At 44.5% G+C, this 18955-nt stretch carries 17 protein-coding genes, 1 pseudogene and 1 other annotated feature; of the genes and pseudogenes, 7 read left to right on the forward strand and 11 right to left on the reverse strand.

Annotated features, from left to right (window positions below; genetic code table 11):
* Window positions 1-110: 110 nt before the first annotated feature.
* Window positions 111-1424: a branched-chain amino acid transport system II carrier protein gene (gene brnQ, locus AB4138_RS00095; protein ID WP_136973918.1), complete on the reverse strand. Its 1314-nt coding sequence runs from the start codon at window positions 1422-1424 to the stop codon at window positions 111-113.
* 314 nt (window positions 1425-1738) lie between these two features.
* On the opposite strand from brnQ, the gene AB4138_RS00100 reads away from it, so the two are divergent.
* Entirely contained in the window at window positions 1739-2467 is a 729-nt protein-coding gene (locus AB4138_RS00100) for a tRNA1(Val) (adenine(37)-N6)-methyltransferase (protein ID WP_017059324.1), read from the forward strand.
* A 107-nt stretch (window positions 2468-2574) separates the two neighbouring features.
* Window positions 2575-3840 carry an ATP-dependent RNA helicase SrmB gene (gene srmB, locus AB4138_RS00105; RefSeq protein ID WP_017059323.1) on the forward strand — a complete coding sequence of 422 codons (1266 nt, stop codon included), beginning with the start codon at window positions 2575-2577 and terminating at the stop codon, window positions 3838-3840.
* 133 nt (window positions 3841-3973) lie between these two features.
* Here the strand turns inward: srmB and yaaA are convergent, their stop codons facing one another.
* Both yaaA and AB4138_RS00115 read right to left on the reverse strand, forming a co-directional pair.
* Window positions 3974-4750 (reverse strand): peroxide stress protein YaaA, encoded by a 777-nt coding sequence (yaaA, locus tag AB4138_RS00110; RefSeq protein WP_017059322.1) that lies wholly within the window; start codon window positions 4748-4750, stop codon window positions 3974-3976.
* Window positions 4751-4958: 208 nt separating this feature from the next.
* A complete protein-coding gene (locus AB4138_RS00115) occupies window positions 4959-6386 on the reverse strand; it encodes a sodium:alanine symporter family protein (RefSeq protein WP_032545312.1) in 1428 nt (475 codons plus the stop codon).
* Window positions 6387-7095: 709 nt separating this feature from the next.
* On the opposite strand from AB4138_RS00115, the gene AB4138_RS00120 reads away from it, so the two are divergent.
* The gene (locus AB4138_RS00120; RefSeq protein WP_017059319.1) at window positions 7096-7284 is read left to right on the forward strand and encodes a DUF3545 family protein; all 189 of its coding nucleotides are present in this window, start codon (window positions 7096-7098) and stop codon (window positions 7282-7284) included.
* A gap of 151 nt (window positions 7285-7435) precedes the next feature.
* Here AB4138_RS00120 and AB4138_RS00125 read toward each other — a convergent pair whose 3' ends face one another.
* The 3 genes from AB4138_RS00125 to nfo form a co-directional block, all read right to left on the reverse strand.
* Window positions 7436-7987, reverse strand: a complete 552-nt coding sequence (locus AB4138_RS00125) for a hemerythrin domain-containing protein (protein ID WP_017070073.1) — start codon at window positions 7985-7987, stop codon at window positions 7436-7438.
* Window positions 7988-8073: 86 nt separating this feature from the next.
* Window positions 8074-8754, reverse strand: coding sequence for a uracil-DNA glycosylase (ung, locus tag AB4138_RS00130; RefSeq protein WP_017059317.1), 681 nt, complete (start codon window positions 8752-8754; stop codon window positions 8074-8076).
* A 397-nt stretch (window positions 8755-9151) separates the two neighbouring features.
* On the reverse strand, window positions 9152-10060 hold the full coding sequence (gene nfo, locus AB4138_RS00135) for a deoxyribonuclease IV (RefSeq protein WP_017062881.1): 909 nt from the start codon (window positions 10058-10060) through the stop codon (window positions 9152-9154).
* Between the two features lie 326 nt (window positions 10061-10386).
* Here nfo and grcA point away from each other — a divergent pair, with 326 nt between their 5' ends.
* The gene (gene grcA / locus AB4138_RS00140) at window positions 10387-10764 is read left to right on the forward strand and encodes an autonomous glycyl radical cofactor GrcA (RefSeq protein WP_017059315.1); all 378 of its coding nucleotides are present in this window, start codon (window positions 10387-10389) and stop codon (window positions 10762-10764) included.
* A gap of 77 nt (window positions 10765-10841) precedes the next feature.
* Here grcA and thrC read toward each other — a convergent pair whose 3' ends face one another.
* Genes thrC through thrA form a run of 3 tightly spaced genes read right to left on the reverse strand, consistent with a single transcriptional unit; the run spans window position 10842 to window position 15555 of the window.
* Window positions 10842-12125 (reverse strand): threonine synthase, encoded by a 1284-nt coding sequence (thrC, locus tag AB4138_RS00145; protein ID WP_102394353.1) that lies wholly within the window; start codon window positions 12123-12125, stop codon window positions 10842-10844.
* Window positions 12122-13078, reverse strand: coding sequence for a homoserine kinase (gene thrB, locus AB4138_RS00150; RefSeq protein ID WP_372138495.1), 957 nt, complete (start codon window positions 13076-13078; stop codon window positions 12122-12124). The genes thrC and thrB overlap by 4 nt, the downstream gene beginning before the upstream one ends.
* A gap of 17 nt (window positions 13079-13095) precedes the next feature.
* A complete protein-coding gene (gene thrA / locus AB4138_RS00155; RefSeq protein WP_017087520.1) occupies window positions 13096-15555 on the reverse strand; it encodes a bifunctional aspartate kinase/homoserine dehydrogenase I in 2460 nt (819 codons plus the stop codon).
* Window positions 15556-15584: 29 nt separating this feature from the next.
* Window positions 15585-15703, reverse strand: a sequence feature (Thr leader region).
* A gap of 317 nt (window positions 15704-16020) precedes the next feature.
* On the opposite strand from thrA, the gene AB4138_RS00160 reads away from it, so the two are divergent.
* Window positions 16021-16479 carry a hypothetical protein gene (locus tag AB4138_RS00160; RefSeq protein ID WP_017070076.1) on the forward strand — a complete coding sequence of 153 codons (459 nt, stop codon included), beginning with the start codon at window positions 16021-16023 and terminating at the stop codon, window positions 16477-16479.
* Window positions 16480-16591: 112 nt separating this feature from the next.
* On the opposite strand, the gene AB4138_RS00165 is transcribed toward AB4138_RS00160, so the two are convergent.
* The gene (locus tag AB4138_RS00165; protein WP_372304626.1) at window positions 16592-17077 is read right to left on the reverse strand and encodes a putative 4-hydroxy-4-methyl-2-oxoglutarate aldolase; all 486 of its coding nucleotides are present in this window, start codon (window positions 17075-17077) and stop codon (window positions 16592-16594) included.
* Window positions 17078-17124: 47 nt separating this feature from the next.
* Here AB4138_RS00165 and AB4138_RS00170 point away from each other — a divergent pair.
* A pseudogene (locus AB4138_RS00170) lies at window positions 17125-17226 on the forward strand (ribonuclease activity regulator protein RraA); the annotation flags it as partial.
* A 429-nt stretch (window positions 17227-17655) separates the two neighbouring features.
* Entirely contained in the window at window positions 17656-18372 is a 717-nt protein-coding gene (gene arcA, locus AB4138_RS00175; RefSeq protein WP_004741534.1) for a two-component system response regulator ArcA, read from the forward strand.
* Between the two features lie 136 nt (window positions 18373-18508).
* On the opposite strand, the gene AB4138_RS00180 is transcribed toward arcA, so the two are convergent.
* Window positions 18509-18952, reverse strand: a complete 444-nt coding sequence (locus tag AB4138_RS00180) for a hypothetical protein (RefSeq protein WP_017062884.1) — start codon at window positions 18950-18952, stop codon at window positions 18509-18511.
* Window positions 18953-18955 lie beyond the last annotated feature (3 nt).

Here is an 18955-nt window from a genome sequence, read left to right on the forward strand (position 1 = left end):
GGCTAAGTAGCTAACCAAGTAACTAGCTGGATATAAAAAGGCCTCATTACTGCGAAGTAATGAGGCCTTTTCTATTTCATCTCGAAGGACAATCTAATCTCAACGGAAGATTAAACAGTCTCTTCAGCCATCTCTTGTTCTGTTGATTTACCAACAAAGAACATACAGATGATTGCAGCCGTTGTTGGAAGCAACCAACCCATACCGATCTCAAACAGTGGCAGCATCTTAAGTGCAGACACGTCTACACCCGCTACTTTAGCGCCATCAATAAGAGCAAACAGCAGTGACACTAATACCACTACGCGGTAAGCCGCTTTTGGATTAGGGAAACGGCTACGCAAGAATGTCAGAGCAACCAACGCGATAGCGACTGGGTACAGTGCAAACAGTACTGGAACAGACAGAGAAATCAGTTGAGAAAGACCAACGTTCGCAACGGTTGCACAAGCTACACCATTGATGATTACCCAAGTCTTGTAAGACAGAGGCGTTAGCGAGCTGAAGTAATCAGAACATGCTGACACAAGGCCAATCGCCGTAGTTAGACATGCTAATAGTACGATCACAGAAAGCACTAGCTGACCAGAAGGACCAAACAACGATTGAACGTATAGGCTTAAAATAGCACCGCCATTGTCTGCACCAGCTGCGACTGTTGCACTTGTTGCGCCTAGGAAAAATAGAGAGATGTAAACAAACGCCAGACCCGCTGCGGCAATACAACCCGCGCTAATTAGGTACTTAGTCGTCGCTGCACGGTCCGTAATGCCCTTGCTACGAATCGCATCAACAATCAGCATACCAAACATCAAAGAAGCAAACGTATCCATGGTGTTGTAGCCTTCAAGGAAACCTTTGGTCAGTGGTTGAGTGATGTACTCACCGTGAGCCGCAAGAACGTCGCCTTGAGGGTTAACGAATACAGCGATCGCCAGTACAACCAAACCAACGAACAGTGCAGGTGTTAGTACCTTACCAATGACGTCAATAAGCTTACCTTGCGACCATGAGAAGAACATCGCTACTACAAAAAATGCAATCGAAAAGAGAGTTAGGTGAGCTTGAGAGGCATCGATGAAGAACGGTTTCACCGCCATCTCATAGGCAACAAGGCCAGTACGCGGTGCAGCAAATGCAGGACCGATAATGATAAAGATCAGTACAGCCATGATGGTTGCTGCTTTCTTAGGAAGATCTTTAGTTAAGTGACCCCAAGAGCCACCAGCCACTGCAACCGCGACGATAGTGATTAACGGCAGACCAACGGCAGTCAGCAGAAAACCAGACATCGCTGGAAGGAAGTGATCACCGGCTAATTGGCCAGCTAGAGGTGGGAAGATGATGTTACCCGCACCCAAGAAAAACGCAAAAAGCATAAAGCCCAATGCCATTATATCTGTTAGTTTTAGACTCTGTTTCACAGATAATCCTTAATTATATTTATGAATTTATGTTGTGCTTACATGAATGTTACAGCTCAAAGCTGCCAATCAATCTATAAAATAGTCGCGCATAATGACGAAACAACTGGCTAGCTGCAAGTCACCACACAAAAACACCATATAAATTTGCATATGAGAACAAAAAGCAGTGGATTCCACTAGCTATAGAAAAATAGCCACAATTATAAACTAACCATAATGCACAACAATATTCTTCCAAACAGAACATTGATTCATACAAGCGGTTAACATTAGAGCTAATCACTTAAAATATCTCGATACTCAGAACATTAATGAAAGACAAAACAGTGCAAACTAAAAGCTTCAATTTTAAGCAATTCTCAATTTACGGCGGGAAAAGCGGTATGCCAGTCAGTACCGATGGCGTATTACTTGGCGCGTGGGTAAGCCTGCCACAAAGATCATGTGTACTCGATATTGGAACCGGGACAGGTCTGCTGGCTTTGATGGCTGCGCAGCGTTTTGAAGATGCTTCAATCTCTGCGATAGATATTGATCAACACGCTATTGATGCTGCCACTGTCAATATTGAGCAGTCGCCTTGGCAAAATCGTATCTCCCTTGATCACGGCAGCGTGTTAACAGCCGACTTTCCACAAAGGTTTGATGCGATCATCTGTAACCCGCCCTACTTCAACTCTGGAGAACAGGCGCAGCAAAGCCAAAGAGCCACCGCCAGGCACACCGACAGCTTGGATCATTTAGCGCTTGCCCAGCGTTGTTTCGAGATAACAACCGACGCCGCGACTGCCAGTTTCATCCTACCGACGCCTGAGGGGGAAGGTTTTATCAAGCTTGCCGAGCAATGTGGTTGGTATCTAGCAAAACGCCTTGATGTAAAAACAACAGATAAAAAGCCAGCTAGCCGAATTTTATTCGAGTTATCTAAAGATCCTGCTTGCGAGCAAGATTTGCAGCGCGAATCGCTTACAATTCACCATCAAGGTGGTTATAGCGAAGCATTTATTGCGCTCACTAAAGATTTTTATCTCAAGATGTAGCAAATACCATGTGATCCTAATCACTAATGCTTCTATAATGTCCGACTACTCTTTTTTATCGTCTGCTTTTTGAGGCAGAAACATTTATTGCTTGTGGAGAAACAACAGTGATCAGAACCTTTGCAGAACTCGATCTAAACCAAGAGCTGCTTAAAGCAATTGACGAAATGGGCTACGAACGTCCAACACAGATACAAGCTGAAGCAATCCCACAAGCGTTAGATGGAAGAGACGTTTTGGCTTCTGCGCCAACAGGTACTGGTAAAACAGCATCATTTGTATTGCCAGCACTGCAATACCTACTGGATTTCCCACGTAAGAAATCTGGCCCTGCACGTATGCTTATCCTGACGCCAACGCGTGAGCTAGCAATGCAGATCACCGAACAAGCACGTGAGCTTGCTAAATACACCAGCCTAAATATCTTCACGATCACAGGCGGTGTGATGTACCAAGAGCACGCAGATATCTTAAGTACCACTCAAGATATCGTAGTAGCAACACCTGGCCGTTTGATGGAATACATTGAAGGCGAGCGTTTTGACTGTCGTGCGATTGAATGGCTGGTTCTAGATGAAGCCGACCGCATGCTAGACATGGGCTTTGGTCCTGTTGTTGACCGTCTGTCTGCAGAGTGTCGCTGGCGTAAACAAACTTTACTGTTCTCAGCAACGCTAGAAGGTAAAGGCATTGAAGGCTTCACTGAAGATCTACTGAAAAACCCAGCGGAGATCGATGCGAAATCATCACTTCGTGAGCGTAAGAAGATCACTCAGTGGTACCACCGTGCAGACACAGCAGAGCACAAGCTGAACATCCTAAAGCACGTCATCACAGAGCAAGCTGAGCGCAGCATCGTATTCTTGAAGACGCGTGATCGTCTAGGTGATCTACGAGCTCAACTTGAAAGCGCGCAAATTCCATGTGCGTGGATCCAAGGTGAAATGCCTCAAGATCGTCGTAACAACGCGATTGCTCGTTTCCGTGACGGCTCTGTAAACGTACTACTAGCGACTGACGTTGCTGCTCGTGGTATCGACCTTCCAGACGTAAGCCACGTAATCAACTACGACATGCCACGTACTGCTGACGTATACCTACACCGTATTGGCCGTACTGCTCGTGCTGGTAAAAAAGGTAACGCGGTTTCTATCATTGAAGCGCACGATCAACTAATGATTGAGCGTGTGGCTCGTTACACAGACGAACCAATCAAAGAACGCTTTATTGAAGGCATGCGCCCTACGCATAAGAAAGCGGCCGTGACTAAGAAGAAGAAGCCGAAGAAAGAAGATAAGAAAGCGGTAGAGAAACAAAAAATCGCGAAGAAGAAAAAAATCGCGAAGAAAAAGAAAGCAGCAAAGAAGAAGTAATCTACCAGCTTCAACGATTCAATAAAAAAGCCCCATGCAGTTCGCTGCATGGGGCTTTTCTCTATCTGGCCTGTCTCGGTCTCTAATATTAACTACAGGCTAAAACCGAGAGCTACTCGTTAGCCAAGGACTACTAGTTTTGCTCTTCGCGCTTAAAGACAAGCTCTTTCGCGTTCGACTCTTCTTCAACGAAGTAGTAGCCCGCCGTATCAAACTGGGTCAGCGCCTCAACCGAGTCGATCTTGTTCTCGATGATGTAGCGAGCCATCATGCCACGCGCTTTCTTCGCGTAGAAACTGATCACCTTGTACTGACCGTTCTTGCAGTCTTTGAATACAGGGGTAATCACTTGGCCATCCAAGTTCTTCGGCTTCACGGCTTTAAAGTATTCGTTAGACGCCAAGTTGATCAACACATTGTCGCCTTGAGCATTCAACGCTTCATTCAGCTTGTCTGTGATGATGTTGCCCCAGAACTGGTACAAGTTAGTACCACGAGCATTGGCTAAGCGTGTACCCATCTCTAGGCGGTATGGCTGCATCAAATCTAATGGCTTAAGCAAGCCATATAACCCAGAAAGCATGCGCAGGTGGTCTTGTGCGTAGTCAAAATCTTCATCCGATAGCGTTTCAGCGTCTAGGCCAGTGTATACATCGCCTTTAAAGGCTAGGATTGCTTGGCGTGCGTTGTCTTGGGTAAAGGTCTCGCTCCACTGCTCAAAGCGCGCTACGTTCAACCCTGCGATTTTATCGCTGACTTTCATCAGTGCAGAAATATCTACTGGCGTCAGTTTGCGGCACTCTTCAATCAGCTCAGCAGAGTGTTCAACAAACTCAGGCTGACTAAAGCGTTCCGTCGCTAATGGTGATTCGTAATCAAGTGTTTTGGCTGGAGAAACGACAACTAACATAACTTTACCCTAATCGGTTATCTAACTGGATGCTGCTAGAGTATAGAAAAAACATCAACTTGTCTTTATGACTCTTCCTATTACTTCGATAGGGAGAATGAGCTTCGATAGACAGAATGAGACAAATGACAGGCAAACAAAAAGGCTAAGGTCGAAACCTTAGCCTTTCTAATCACTTTAGGATGAGCCGTTTATCGCTCCAACAAGATTACTTCTTGTTGTTGTCCCAAATACCGTCTTCCAGCTGAGACTTAAGCTCTGGGAAGTCATTCGAATCGAATGTTGGTACTTTACCCGCGTCTAGTTGGCGGTTGTAGTCTTTCGCTAGCTTAATCACGATACCTGATAGCAGGATAATCGCCACCAAGTTAACAATCGCCATTAGGCCCATCGATACGTCAGCCAGTGCCCATACCGTTGGTAACGTCGCTAGAGAACCGAACATAACCATACCCAGAACAACGATACGGAACAGCACTAGGCCCTTCTTGTTGTTGTGCTCAAGGAAGATAAGGTTCGTTTCAGCGTACGAGTAGTTTGCAATGATTGAAGTGAAAGCGAAGAAGAAAATCGCTACCGCTACAAAAATGCCGCCCCATTCGCCCACTTGTGCTGTTAGTGCACGTTGCGTTAGTTCGATACCCGTTACTTCACCGTGTGGTACATACTCACCAGACATCAGGATGATTGCGACTGTTGCTGAACAGATAACAATGGTATCCATGAACACGCCTAGCATTTGCACGTAACCTTGTGATGCTGGGTGCGGTGGGTAAGGCGTAGCAGAAGCTGCTGCGTTTGGCGCAGAACCCATACCCGCTTCGTTCGAGAACAAACCACGTTTGATGCCGTTAATCATCGCTTGTGCGATTGCGTAACCTAGGCCACCCGCTGCTGCTTCTTGCAGACCGAATGCACTCTTGAAGATAAGAGCCAGTACTTCAGGCACTTTCTCGATGTTCGCGAACATCACGTACATAGCGATCGCTAGGTAAGCCAATGCCATGATTGGAACGATGATTTCTGCTGTGCGTGCAATCTTACGGATACCACCGAAGATAACGAACGCAGAGATGATTACGATACCAACACCAACGTAGCTACGCTCAAGGTCGAATGCCGTATTCATTGCGCTTGCAATCGCGTTCGCTTGAACCGCGTTGAATACAAGACCAAATGCAATGATGAGGAAGATAGAGAATAGAACCCCCATCCAACGCATGCCTAGGCCTTTCTCCATGTAGTATGCAGGGCCGCCGCGGTAGTTACCGTCGTTATCACGCGTTTTGTATAGCTGTGCCAGTGTGCTTTCTGCAAACGATGTTGCCATACCTAGCATTGCGATTAGCCACATCCAGAAGATAGCACCAGGGCCACCAGCGGTTAGTGCTACAGCAACACCTGCCATGTTACCCGTACCTACACGAGCAGCGAGACTAGTACAAAGAGCTTGGAAAGAAGAGATACCAGCACTGTCTGCTTTACGGCTGTTTCTAAGAACAGAGAACATGTGGCCGAAATGGCGGAATTGAATGAAGCCTAGTCGTACAGTGAAGTAGATACCCACACCAACCAGTAAGTAAACTAAGATAGATCCCCAAAGGAGATCGTTCATCAAATTGATTAAGTCTGTCACGTGAACCTCGTAATTGAGTTTAAGCACCGATCATGCTTCCTAGCCTTCCTCTTAATCGCCTATGCCTCTGTCAATGTTGTGTCGGCACTCTTGTTATATTCTTGCGGCGATTGAGACTGTAAATGTCGCTTCATGCATCCATTTTACGTATCAGTGTATTTTTTGACGGGCGGATAATGCAGCGAGACGGCCTAAAAATCAATATGCAAAGACATTTATATTAAAATGACATTTCACTAATAACACACCTTTTGTTAACACAACTTTCAACAATGCAGCCCAATAAAAGTCACATTATCGGGACATAATATCAACAACAGCCACGGCACTACCCCAACAAGAACATCATCCTATAAAAATGACGTCAGCCTAGGTTTTACAAGGTATAGTGAAGATCTTCGTTTTTTTCTAGGCCAATGAGATCCCTATACCGCACGGTACCATGTGCACTTCAATGCATTGTAGTCAAAACGCTATTCCATTCGCACAATGAATTAACATTCAATAACCCCCAATTTAATCGTTTACTTAGGTTTGTTTGCCTGTTTTTTATACATAACAATTCTCACAATGTGTGAGCATGCATAAGAAAATAGAACAAAAGCTTCATGGATTTGAAACAAATGAGAAACAAATCAAAGTTATTGTGAACCTAAATATGATATTTATTGGTTCGTAAGAACTAGTCCCACGGAAGGAGATATGGCTTATGGATAGCTTTCAATTCGATGAAGTATCAGAACTAGAAATGCCTCGTGTAACTCAAAAATCACGCTCGAAACCACTCAAGCGTAAGTGGCGTGAAATCGAAGCCATCAACGATCGTAGGCAGCTTGAGAAAGAGCTGAGAGAGATGAACCTAGGTCTTGATTTTAGCCTTGACGATATAAAGCTTTAATCAGCACGATAAGAAATCAGATAGCAAAAGGCACCTATATAGGTGCCTTTTTTATTTTTTGAGGTAGTTAATCCGCTCAAAGCGCCATTTGGAAACCAACCCTCTAATATAGAGGACACCTAAAATAGGTGCACCTCAACATTACAACGGGCTAAACACACTCTTGTTCATTTTGTCGAACCCGAGCCGCGAGTTGGCGATATTGATCGGCGATGGTCTCTCCAAAAACAGGGTCATCTTCCGGTTGAAGCCATTGAGACTCCACTTCTTGCCAATCTTTCACCGTGAACGCCTCAACAATCATGGGTAGCACATGCTTCTCTTCATATTCCATGTGCTTTCGCTGAGCCTTAACAAACGCTTCAAGCTGCTCAATAAAGACTTGCTGAGGAACCACCGCATCTTGAAGGATCATATCGACCAAACCTAAAAAGTCCGCCGTTTTCTCAGAAAGCAATTGATGCTCTAACTCCAAGTCTTCAATCGCTTGCTCGCTGCCATATTGCTTAAGATAGTAGCGATAAATGACGTCTTCTTTAGGGTGATGCACTTTGTCTGAATGGTTCATAAGGTAATGAACCACCTCTGCGATCAGGCTATAGTTTATTTCTCGCTCCTGTTTCAGAAACTCTAACTTACTGTTGAGTATCGCGAGTAAACGAGCCATATAGCCATGCTCTCGTCTTATCCTTTCAATCATCATAGTATTGCACTCCATTACACCTACTATTTATAAGTGTATACGAATATGCTGATTTATGATTTGACCCTGCTCAGAAAACCACCAACCTACACTTCTGTTGGTAAACGCCAGTCAATAGGTTGTTGATCCATAGAAGAAAGCAGCTTGTTGGTTGTAGAGAAATGCTGACAACCGAAGAATCCACGGCGTGCCGATAATGGCGATGGGTGAGGTGCAACCAACACATGATGCTTGTCGTCATCAATCGCTTGACCTTTCTTCTGGGCGTGTGCGCCCCACAACAAAAAGATGATCGGTTCAGAGCGCTGATTGAGCTCAGCAATAATGGCATCGGTAAAGGTTTCCCAGCCACACTTAGCATGTGAGTGTGCTTTTGCCTCTTCGACTGTAAGGACTGTGTTCAACATCAACACCCCTTGCGATGCCCAAGAATCGAGATAACCATGACTAGGAATCTCAAAGCCCTCTATATCTTGTGCAAGCTCTTTGTACATATTGCGTAGAGAAGGTGGGATTTTCACACCAGGAAGCACTGAGAATGCTAAGCCGTGAGCTTGGTTAGCACCGTGATAAGGATCTTGCCCTAAGATAACCACTCGCACGGATTCGAAAGGCGTCATATCAAAGGCACTGAACACCTGTTCTTGTGGCGGGTAGACGGTTTTACCACTATTACGTTGCTGTTCAACAAACGCGAGGACACTCTGAAAGTACTCTTTATCACGTTCATCATTAATAATGGATTCCCAAGTCTTTGGTGCGGTCATCGTTTTACTTCCCAATCATCAAGGTTTCTAGCGGCTTTCGCCAGACAAAAAAATAGCTGTATCGGCTAACTGTCCTAAATAAGGCTCTAGTTATACCTCATACAGCTATCAATAAACATGATGTGTAGGGTTCACTTGTTGATGAATCATAATAATCAGTTCAAGTTGTGCTTATCTCGATTAACCACTTTTCTGCTGTGTACGATGGTGGCCGTGGTTATGCACGTGACGGTTTGGTGTAGGTAAACGGCGTGCGACAGCAATAGTTGAAGTTTGGGTGATTGAATACATAAAGGCACCTCCTCTAAGACATCGTGAACTACATATTCACTTTAATACTATGAAAGAAATGTGCCAATTTTTAGAAATAGACGGAAATAAATTTCCCCCTCTATTATTACGCTTGTTCGCTCGCTAGCGTTGCTGAGCGATGAAACATTCTAAGTTGTTGAATTTCCTCTTTCCAGATCGTCGAATCAATGGTTTCCAAGATAAGAGGGATACCATTAAAGCGAGAATCAGAGGCAATATACTCAAAACAATCCCAGCCAATTTCGCCTTTTCCTAAAGAATGGTGTCGATCGACTCGGCTCGCGAACTCAGCTTTTGAATCATTGATGTGCATTGCTCTTAGATAGTGCATACCCACGATGCGGTCGAACTCAGCAAAAGTATGCTCACACGCCTCTTTTGTACGTAAGTCATAGCCAGCAGTAAACGTATGGCAGGTGTCTAAGCACACACCAACACGTGACTTATCTTCTACCTGTTCGATAATCTCTGCTAGATGTTCAAACTTCCAACCCAGATTAGTGCCCTGCCCAGACGTATTCTCGATCACTGCGATTACGTCAGGTACCGCTTGATGAGCTAGGTTGATCGATTCAGCGATCTTCGCCAAACATTCGCTTTCTGAGATTTTCTTTAAATGACTCCCAGGATGAAAATTCAAAAGCGTTAATCCAAGTTGATTACAACGCTCCATTTCATCAATAAAAGCCGCGCGTGATTTCTCTAGCTTCTCTTCTTCTGGTGCTCCTAGGTTAATAAGGTAGGAGTCATGAGGAAGAATGTGCTCAGCACCGAAGCCCAACATTTTGCAATTAGCTTTAAAGGCACTAATGGTTTTCGCTTCTAGCGGTTTTGCCGCCCACTGTCTCTGGTTCTTGGTAAACAGTGCAAACGCATTGGCGCCAATTTCACGTGCACGCATAGGCGCCTGATCAACTCCACCAGCAGCCGAGACATGAGCGCCAATAAACTTAATATTTGTTTCCGGTTTTGAGGATGAATTATTGTTTGTCATTAAATCACTTTACACTTTCAGAATGCTTAATAAATAAAGGGTCGTATCGGTTGTAGTTCAATAAAAACACAATAAATGTAGTAAACTTACAACAAATATGACTGTTAAATATTTTTTATACTTTAAAATATTTTGTAATTACTTTGTTTTCAAAGGTTTTATTGATTTACCTCAATATAATCACCTTTGTAAAAATATGGTTTTTGGTTGTTTTTTGACTTAAATCAATGTTAACCTTACTAATATTAGGTATACATTACCCAGCTCAATAAAAATCGAAAGTTAACACCATAATCAAACCACATTCAGTGGACTAGGAGATAGTTATGATCCAAGGTATTCAAATTACTAAAGCAGCAAACGATGACCTACTAAACTCAATCTGGCTACTAGATAGCGAGAAGAATGAAGCTCGTTGTGTTGTTGCTACTGCAGGTTTCGAAGCTGACCAAGTTATCTCAGCTGCAGACCTAGGCGAGTACGAAAGCCGTGAAGTTGCAATCGAAGCAGCACCACGCATCGAAGGTGGTCAACACCTAAACGTTAACGTTCTTAAGCGTGAAACGCTAGAAGACGCAGTTGCTCACCCAGAGAACTACCCACAGCTAACTATCCGTGTATCGGGTTACGCTGTACGTTTCAACTCTCTAACAACTGAACAGCAACGTGACGTTATCGCACGTACGTTCACTGAGTCTCTATAATTTTTAGAGCTTAAATTAGAATACAAAAACGGCGCTCATTGAGCGCCGTTTTTATTTGTTCGAAAAACAAATGGACGTTACGGTTGAACTCGACGAAGCACAGCTTTTAGCGCTTCAAAATCGTTATCAAGATCTTCAGACAACAATTCCATCGCCGCGTGCTTTGCTAGCGGGCCAGGCAGTTCGATATCAGAACCTAGGATGTCATCAACCACTTCTTTGAATTTCGCTGGGTGTGCTGTACACAGGAACAAGCCAGTTTCGTTCTCTTGCAGTTGCTCTTCCAGTAGACGGTAAGCAATCGCACCATGTGGTTCACATAGGTAACCTTGTGCTTTTAGGTCGCGAACTGACTCAGCGCTCTGCTCGTCAGATACTTTACCTTTGCCTAGTGTATCTAAGCCCCAACCTTTCAGTTGGCAAAGCTCTTCGATACGAGGCCAGTTGTTTGGTTGGCTTACGTCCATCGCGTTCGATGTTGTCGCAACAGTCGGTTTTGGATCCCACTGACCTGTTTCTAGGTAACGAGGAACAGTGTCATTTTCGTTAGTTGCTGCGATAAAACGCTTAACAGGTAGACCTAGCGCTTTAGCCAATAGACCAGCCGTTAGGTTACCAAAGTTACCACTTGGTACAGAGATAACGAGGTTTTCACGTTGCTCTTTAGTCAGCTGAGAAGCCGCCTCAAAGTAGTAACAGATCTGAGCCATTAAACGGCTGATGTTGATCGAGTTTGCCGAGTTAAGACCGATCTCTTTACGCAGTTCAGCGTCATCAAATGAGTCTTTAACTAGAGCCTGACACGCATCAAAGTCACCATCAATCGCCACAGTGTGGATGTTCTTGCCAAGCGTACAGAACAGCTTCTCTTGCAGTGGGCTGATCTTGCCTTTCGGGTAAAGAATCACAACATTGATGTTTTCCATGCCGTAGAAAGCATGCGCAACCGCAGCACCAGTATCACCTGATGTTGCCGTTAAGATAGTGATTTGACCACCATCAGAAACAGCTGCTAAAGATTGAGCCATAAAGCGGCCACCGAAATCTTTAAACGCCAGTGTTGGACCGTGGAAAAGCTCAAGCGCGTAAACGCCGTCTTTTACTTGGTTGATTGGTGCAGGGAATTGGAACGCTGCATCCACCATTTGGTCGATCTGTTCTTTTGGTAATTCATCACCAATCAATGCTGACAGAATCTTTGAGCTACGAGGGACAAAGTCCTCTGCTAGCAGCGCATCGATATCATCAAACTTTGGCAGTTCAGATGGGAAAAATAGACCTTGATTACGGCCTAAGCCTTGACGAACGGCTTGGCCAAAAGAGACTTGTTCATCATTTTCTTTGATGTTGTACAGTTTCATAACTCACTTCCTGTAACGATCGAACCCTGCTTATCTAGGCGACAAACGTGAACGAATCCTTCTTCATTTTGTACGTAATTTTGTTCTAACCAGCGTGCAACACGCTCGGCGACATCTTGTTCTTTGCAAATGCTAAATAGAGTTGGACCACTACCAGAAATACCAGTAGCCAGTGCCCCAGCTGACAGCGCGTATTTACGAGCATCAGCAAACCCTGGAAGCAGTTTCTCACGATATGGTTCAGCGATCACGTCTTTGATCATCTTAGCGGCTAGCTCTGGCTGACCAGAATGACACGCGTGGATGAAACCCGCTAAATGGCGACCATGAGCAATCACATCCTGGCGACGATATTGAGAAGGTAGAATCTCGCGAGCTTCTGCCGTTGAAACCTTAATGCCCGGATACGCCATTACCCAGTACCAGTCATCAAAACATGGTACTTCTTGACTAATGATACCTAGCTCTTCCAGCATTAATTGCACACCACCAAGGTAACAGGGTGCAACGTTATCGTAGTGGATACCGCCTGAAATTTTACCTTCCATTTCGCCCATCAGAGCAAGCAGTTCAGTTTCATTCAGGGGCTGACCATGAAAACGGTTTAAAGCATCCAGTGCCGCGACAATTGAACAGGCACTTGAACCTAAACCAGAACCAATAGGCATGTTCTTTTCTAGTGTCATTTCCAAAGGCTTAACCGCAACGCCTTTTTTATCAAGCTCTCGAGAGAATACCACCCAGCAGTCGTAGACAATGTTTTCTTTGGTTTCAGTTGGCAGCTTAGAAACAAAACTGCCTGCTGTTTTTAGTGAGAATGATTCATCACCTGCTTTAACCATTACTCGGTCACCGAGCAGCGCGCCATCCACTGGAGACACAGCGGCCCCCAGCACATCAAACCCTACACTGACATTGCCGATTGATGCAGGTGCATAAACAACAACATCCATATCACTTGAACTCATTCCTAAACTCCTAATTTCCAACCAAGAGTACGCATCACATCAGAGAATACGCCTGCTGCTGTAACTTCAGTACCCGCACCGTAACCACGCAATACTAGAGGGATCGGTTGGTAGTAACGGCTGTAGAATGCTAATGCGTTCTCGCCATCTTTAATCTTGAACATTGGGTCGTCGCCATCAACAGCTGCGATACGAACTTTACACTTACCATCGGCGATTTCACCAACATAACGAAGTACTTTGCCTTCTTCTGCTGCGATCGCTGACTGTTCTTGGAAGTAAGCATCAGCTTCTGGCAAGCGAGCCATAAACTCTTCAACCGTGCCTGAATCATCAAAACCCGGTGGCAATGCTTGGTCAACTTCAACATCTTCAAGCTCAAGTGCCATGCCTGCTTCACGAGCAAGAATAAGCAGCTTACGCGCAACGTCCATACCAGACAGATCATCACGAGGATCCGGCTCAGTGAAGCCGTTATCTTTAGCAATATTAGTTGCTTGACTGAGTGTCATACCTTCATCAAGCTTACCGAATATGTAAGACAGTGAACCAGAAAGAATGCCGTTGAACTTCTCAAGCTCATCACCCGCAGAAATTAGGTTCTGTAGGTTTTCGATAACCGGTAGACCTGCGCCTACTGTTGTCTCGTACATCAACTTACGACGTGAGTTACGTGCAACTTCACGAAGTTGATGGTAGTAAGCCATGCTCGCTGTATTTGCTTTCTTATTTGGTGTTACCACGTGGAAACCAGCCGCTAGGAAATCAGCGTATTGCGCCGCAATGCCTTCGCTAGACGTACAGTCAACCAATACTGGATTGATAATGTGGTTACGTTGAACAAGTGCATTTAAGCGCGCTAAGCTAAACTCTTCTGTCGCGCTCGACATGCGATCACGCCACTGCTCTAGCGGTAGACCATCGCTATCTAGCAACAAGCCTTTGCTGTTTGCTAAACCACATACGCGAATCACGATGCCTTTTTCAGCCAGTTTGCCTTGTTGACGTTGGATCTGGTCAACAAGCTCACCACCAACACCACCAACACCAACAACGAATACGTCAAGGAAGTGCTTAGAGTTGAATAGGTTTTCGTGACACGCTTTGATCGCTTCAGAGATTTTGTCTTCAGGGATAACCGCAGAGATCGCACGTTCAGAAGAACCTTGCGCGATAGCAACGATGTTGACGTTCACTTCAGCTAAAGAGGAGAAAAATTGAGACGCCACGCCACGTGAAGTGCGCATACCGTCACCCACTAGCGTAACAATCGCGACATCGTCCATGAACTCAACAGGCTCCAACAGACCATCTTTCAGCTCAAGTTCAAACGCATCTGACAGCACTTGCTTCGCTTTCACTTTATCAGCAGATTCAATACAGAAGCTGATGCTGTACTCTGAAGAGGATTGAGTAATAAGGACGATAGAAACGCCGGCAGAAGACATCGCGCCGAATACACGACTCGCCATGCCTACCATGCCCTTCATACCTGGGCCTGATACGTTAACCATGGTTAGGTCACTTAGCGTAGTGATGCCTTTGATTGCTAGGTTATCTTCGCCAGTGTCTTGGCCGATCAAAGTACCTGCACCCTGTGGGTTGAAGCTGTTTTTGATTAGACAAGGAATATGGAATTGCGCGATAGGAGCGATAGTCTTCGGATGTAGAACCGAAGCGCCGAAGTAAGAAAGCTCCATCGCTTCTTGATAGCTTAGCGATTTAAGAAGACGAGCATCATCCACTAAACGCGGGTCACAGTTGTAAACACCATCGACATCTGTCCAGATCTCACAACAATCAGCGCGTAGACATGCCGCTAGAACCGCTGCTGAATAGTCAGAGCCATTGCGACCAAGCGTTACTAGCTCACCTTTTTCATTACCAGCCGTAAAGCCCGGCATGATGTTCACGTGACCTTGTGGAAGCGGTGATTGACGGAAGTTCTGAGTTGAAACATCCACATCGACCATCGCTTCAAGGTGGTCACCTTTAGCGTATAGGTATTGAACTGGGTCAATCAGGCTTGCTGGCTGGCCTTTCGCTTCAAGTACCGCTTTCATCAACTGGATTGAAATTCGCTCACCTTTACTGATGATGCGAGCATTTACGTGATTTGGGCACATACCCAGTAGGTTAATACCATTCACGAACTGCTTAAGTTGAGCAAGAGAGGTATCGACCTGCTCTTGAAATGCAGAGCCATCGACTGACGGCAATACAGCTTGAATCTCTGCAAACAATGCTGCGAATGATGATTCGATCTCGGTGATCTGTACGTCTGCTTCACCATTTTTTAGTGCAGCTTCAATAACAGCAACCAGCTTATTGGTTGTTTTTCCTGGAGCCGATAGTACAACGGCTAGCTCTTCTTGCTGGGCATTATTAGCGATGATATCTGCTGCTCGTAAAAAACGATCTGCATCAGCTAATGATGAACCTCCAAACTTTAAAACGCGCATCCCTTTCTCCATAAGTCATAAAAATGGTACAAAAAAAGGCCTGTATCTTGTTGGATACAGGCCTTTTTTTTAAAATCCGTTACTTAGCAGCCTGCCCCAACAATGTGAATGTCGGTAATAATAATGGTTGTGGTCATTACTAGGTGGCTTACGTGCTGCATATCAAATTCTCTGCTTGTGCTTTACTCTACGTGTATCAATTTTTACCACTGGACGTCAATGAAAAGTTGCGTTTTTTTTACATTCGCACCGTTTTTCAGAGCAAACCGTCATTTAAGGGATAAAACACCCTGTATAAACCTTCACTTAAGATACTGGATTTACTCATTGAACAGGCAAGAGTGATCAATTGCATATATAGTCATAACAAAATGCTATATCGATTGTGCAGCGAACGTACAAGTTCTGTGCTTTAATTGAACGATAACGTTCGAAGAACAATAATAATGACATCAGGAGTGGGAAATGAAGAGATTACTTATTCTTTTGGCTTTTGCTATGCCTGTTGTTTGTTCAGCGAATAGCTTGCCTCTACTACCCAGCCAGATCGATAGTTCTTCTCATAAATTCTTTATCTCCACACAAAACGCGTCGAGTGAAAGCTTCGATACTTGGAAGATAGACAGTGGCTACTCTTATAGCTTGTTTTCAGATGTGGATCTTTACGTCGGTACACGTATCAATAGTGCGGCACTGAAACAGGAAAGTGGATTCTTGAGTGGTGTCAGTTATCAGTTCTCAGAAAGAGTCTCTTTTAACAGTTCTCTACACACCTATAAAGACGAGACCGAAGACAATGAGAAATCGGTAGCCGCAGAGGTTTCCAGCCGAGTGCAACTAACAGATAACCTAGATTTGCATGCCACCCTTGATTATGAAGAGTGGCAGCAAGGTGTTGAAGTGGGACTAGGGTTTCGCTTTTAGTCTCTTTAGCTTGTTCTTTATTAACAGATTAGTGCGGATTGAGATCCAAACTTTTAGTACATCACAAACCATTCCCCGTTCTAATCTATCAACGGCATTCAATTTGAGTCAGTTACGATTCAATTAACAGCTCAGGTGAAATTAACACGCCATTCCAATCGGCATAAATATAGTCACCAGGCTGAATCAGTTGATTATGTATAGAGAGTGTCACATTCACTTGGCCGACACCGCGTTTCTCTGTTTTGAATGGCGATGCACCTAACGCCTGAACGCCAAGGTCCATTTGCGACATCATGCCTACATCACGCACCGCACCGTTTACAATCACGCCTTCCCAACCGTTTTCTATCGCGAGAATAGCGAGTTGATCGCCAAGCAGCGCCTTCTGGCATGAGCCATTTCCGTCAACGACAAGCACTTTGCCACAGCCGTCGGTCTCTAAAACCTCGCGAACCTTGGAATTATCGTGATAACAACGAACTGTTACAATTTTTCCAAAGAACGCACCACGTTGGCCGAAGTTCTGCAATGGCATGTTCAGTAGGGTGACTTCGCTTTCAAACTCATCACACAAGTCGGGTGTTATATCGTGCATATATCCTCCGTGAGTAAGGCGTTACCGGTTATGTCAGGCTAGCCTCTATGCTTTTATATGTTATTAAAATTAATCCTTTGTTTTCATTGTTCTATGCTCAATTTATTACTCAATAAAAGTTGATTGAGCATATTTATCTACTAGACTCTTAAGACAGCTTTCAGCTTCCTTGGTTCATAATCCGGTCTTTAGCAGGCAAGATGTGCGAAGCATCTCGAATAATCATTCTTGTTTTGGTGCTAAATAGTCACCATAACATTGGTTAAGTTGTAGCCATACTATTAAAGTTTGTTGCGATACGGCAATTGATGTAAATCAACAAAGTGAATGGAATTAACATTCTCGCGTTGTTAGCATGCTGTTAACATTATAGAATCCACTCCAATCACTAAAAGAATGATTGAAAGGCGTACTGGATCTACGTTATTGGGCAATACTTCAAGGAAGGCAGATAGCTGGAAGTAAGTGTTTTTTTGAAAACTTTAAGTTATCATCAAAAATACATTACCTGTATGTTATGTTTTTGCCTAGAATTTATTCTATTAGCACAGTTTCGTCACAAATTTAGGTACCGCCAAATGCAAACCCCGCAGATTCTTATCGTTGAAGATGAGCAAGTAACTCGTAACACTCTAAAGAGTATTTTTGAAGCAGAGGGATATGCTGTTTTTGAGGCTAGCGACGGTGAAGAGATGCACCAAGTGCTATCTGACAACCAAGTTAACCTTGTAATTATGGACATCAACCTTCCAGGTAAGAATGGCCTACTACTTGCGCGTGAACTACGTGAGCAAGCAAACGTAGCGCTTATGTTCTTAACTGGTCGTGATAATGAAGTTGATAAGATCCTTGGCCTAGAGATCGGCGCTGATGACTACATCACTAAGCCTTTCAACCCTCGTGAACTGACTATCCGTGCACGCAACCTTCTGAACCGTTCAATGAGCACAAGCTCTGTTCAAGAAGAGAAGCGTAGCGTTGAGAAGTATGAGTTCAACGGTTGGGTACTAGATATCAACAGTCGTTCTCTGGTTAGCCCAGATGGCGAAGGCTACAAGCTACCTCGTTCAGAGTTCCGTGCTCTACTTCACTTCTGTGAGAACCCAGGTAAGATCCAAACACGTGCTGACCTTCTTAAGAAGATGACTGGCCGTGAGCTTAAGCCACACGATCGTACTGTAGACGTAACAATCCGTCGTATTCGTAAGCACTTTGAATCTGTTTCTGGTACGCCAGAAATCATCGCAACGATTCACGGTGAAGGCTACCGCTTTTGTGGTGACCTAGAAGACTAATTCGATTCGCGCCTCTTACCATTTAGCACTACTCACCAGTAAGTGTTTTGAACACTAGAAGCGTCATCAATAGTTATTAAAAAGGGAGAATGCCAACGCATTCTCCCTTTTTTATTGTTCTTAATTGGATAAGATTTTAGTAAACCGTATCCACCTTAACGTCTTTCTCTACTAACCACTTCACGGTTTCGCCATCTTTAAGTTCCACCGCCACATCAACAGGCTTGTCACTGTCGATTTCTAGCTGCCATACAAACGCGACTTCCCATTGAGTTTCACTGTGTGTTCTTAAATCAAGATCGTCAGCCGTTACCAACAAGGTGTCTGCACCCTGTTTAACCGTAACACTTTCAACCGCAAGCGTTGCTGGCAGTTGTGAGTCTGACTCTAGGTAGATAGCACCATGTAGGGTCTTATCTTGAGTCTCGCCAATCGTTGGCATCTTGTTGTGCCAAAGGTTGCTTTTCATGGTAACTGTTGCTGCAGATACTTCGACTTGATTATCTTGCTGCCATTCTACTTGTGGCGCAGAACAACCCGCTAATGCCACTACACATGCGGCGAATGCTAATTTTTTCATTAT

Source organism: Vibrio sp. 10N.286.52.C3 (assembly GCF_041468865.1).
In the GTDB taxonomy this organism is placed as follows: domain Bacteria; phylum Pseudomonadota; class Gammaproteobacteria; order Enterobacterales; family Vibrionaceae; genus Vibrio; species Vibrio crassostreae_C.

Bases quoted from the DNA above. Each gene is read 5' to 3' on its own strand.
- yaaA (WP_017059322.1), bottom strand. From the start codon at position 4,750: ATGTTAGTTGTCGTTTCTCCAGCCAAAACACTTGATTACGAATCACCA.
- AB4138_RS00180 (WP_017062884.1), bottom strand. From the start codon at position 18,952: ATGAAAAAATTAGCATTCGCCGCATGTGTAGTGGCATTAGCGGGTTGT.
- thrB (WP_372138495.1), bottom strand. From the start codon at position 13,078: ATGGATGTTGTTGTTTATGCACCTGCATCAATCGGCAATGTCAGTGTA.
- arcA (WP_004741534.1), top strand. From the start codon at position 17,656: ATGCAAACCCCGCAGATTCTTATCGTTGAAGATGAGCAAGTAACTCGT.
- AB4138_RS00120 (WP_017059319.1), top strand. From the start codon at position 7,096: ATGGATAGCTTTCAATTCGATGAAGTATCAGAACTAGAAATGCCTCGT.
- grcA (WP_017059315.1), top strand. From the start codon at position 10,387: ATGATCCAAGGTATTCAAATTACTAAAGCAGCAAACGATGACCTACTA.
- thrA (WP_017087520.1), bottom strand. From the start codon at position 15,555: ATGCGCGTTTTAAAGTTTGGAGGTTCATCATTAGCTGATGCAGATCGT.
- AB4138_RS00165 (WP_372304626.1), bottom strand. From the start codon at position 17,077: ATGCACGATATAACACCCGACTTGTGTGATGAGTTTGAAAGCGAAGTC.
- nfo (WP_017062881.1), bottom strand. From the start codon at position 10,060: ATGACAAACAATAATTCATCCTCAAAACCGGAAACAAATATTAAGTTT.
- AB4138_RS00160 (WP_017070076.1), top strand. From the start codon at position 16,021: ATGAAGAGATTACTTATTCTTTTGGCTTTTGCTATGCCTGTTGTTTGT.
- ung (WP_017059317.1), bottom strand. From the start codon at position 8,754: ATGACCGCACCAAAGACTTGGGAATCCATTATTAATGATGAACGTGAT.
- AB4138_RS00100 (WP_017059324.1), top strand. From the start codon at position 1,739: ATGAAAGACAAAACAGTGCAAACTAAAAGCTTCAATTTTAAGCAATTC.
- AB4138_RS00125 (WP_017070073.1), bottom strand. From the start codon at position 7,987: ATGATGATTGAAAGGATAAGACGAGAGCATGGCTATATGGCTCGTTTA.
- thrC (WP_102394353.1), bottom strand. From the start codon at position 12,125: ATGAAACTGTACAACATCAAAGAAAATGATGAACAAGTCTCTTTTGGC.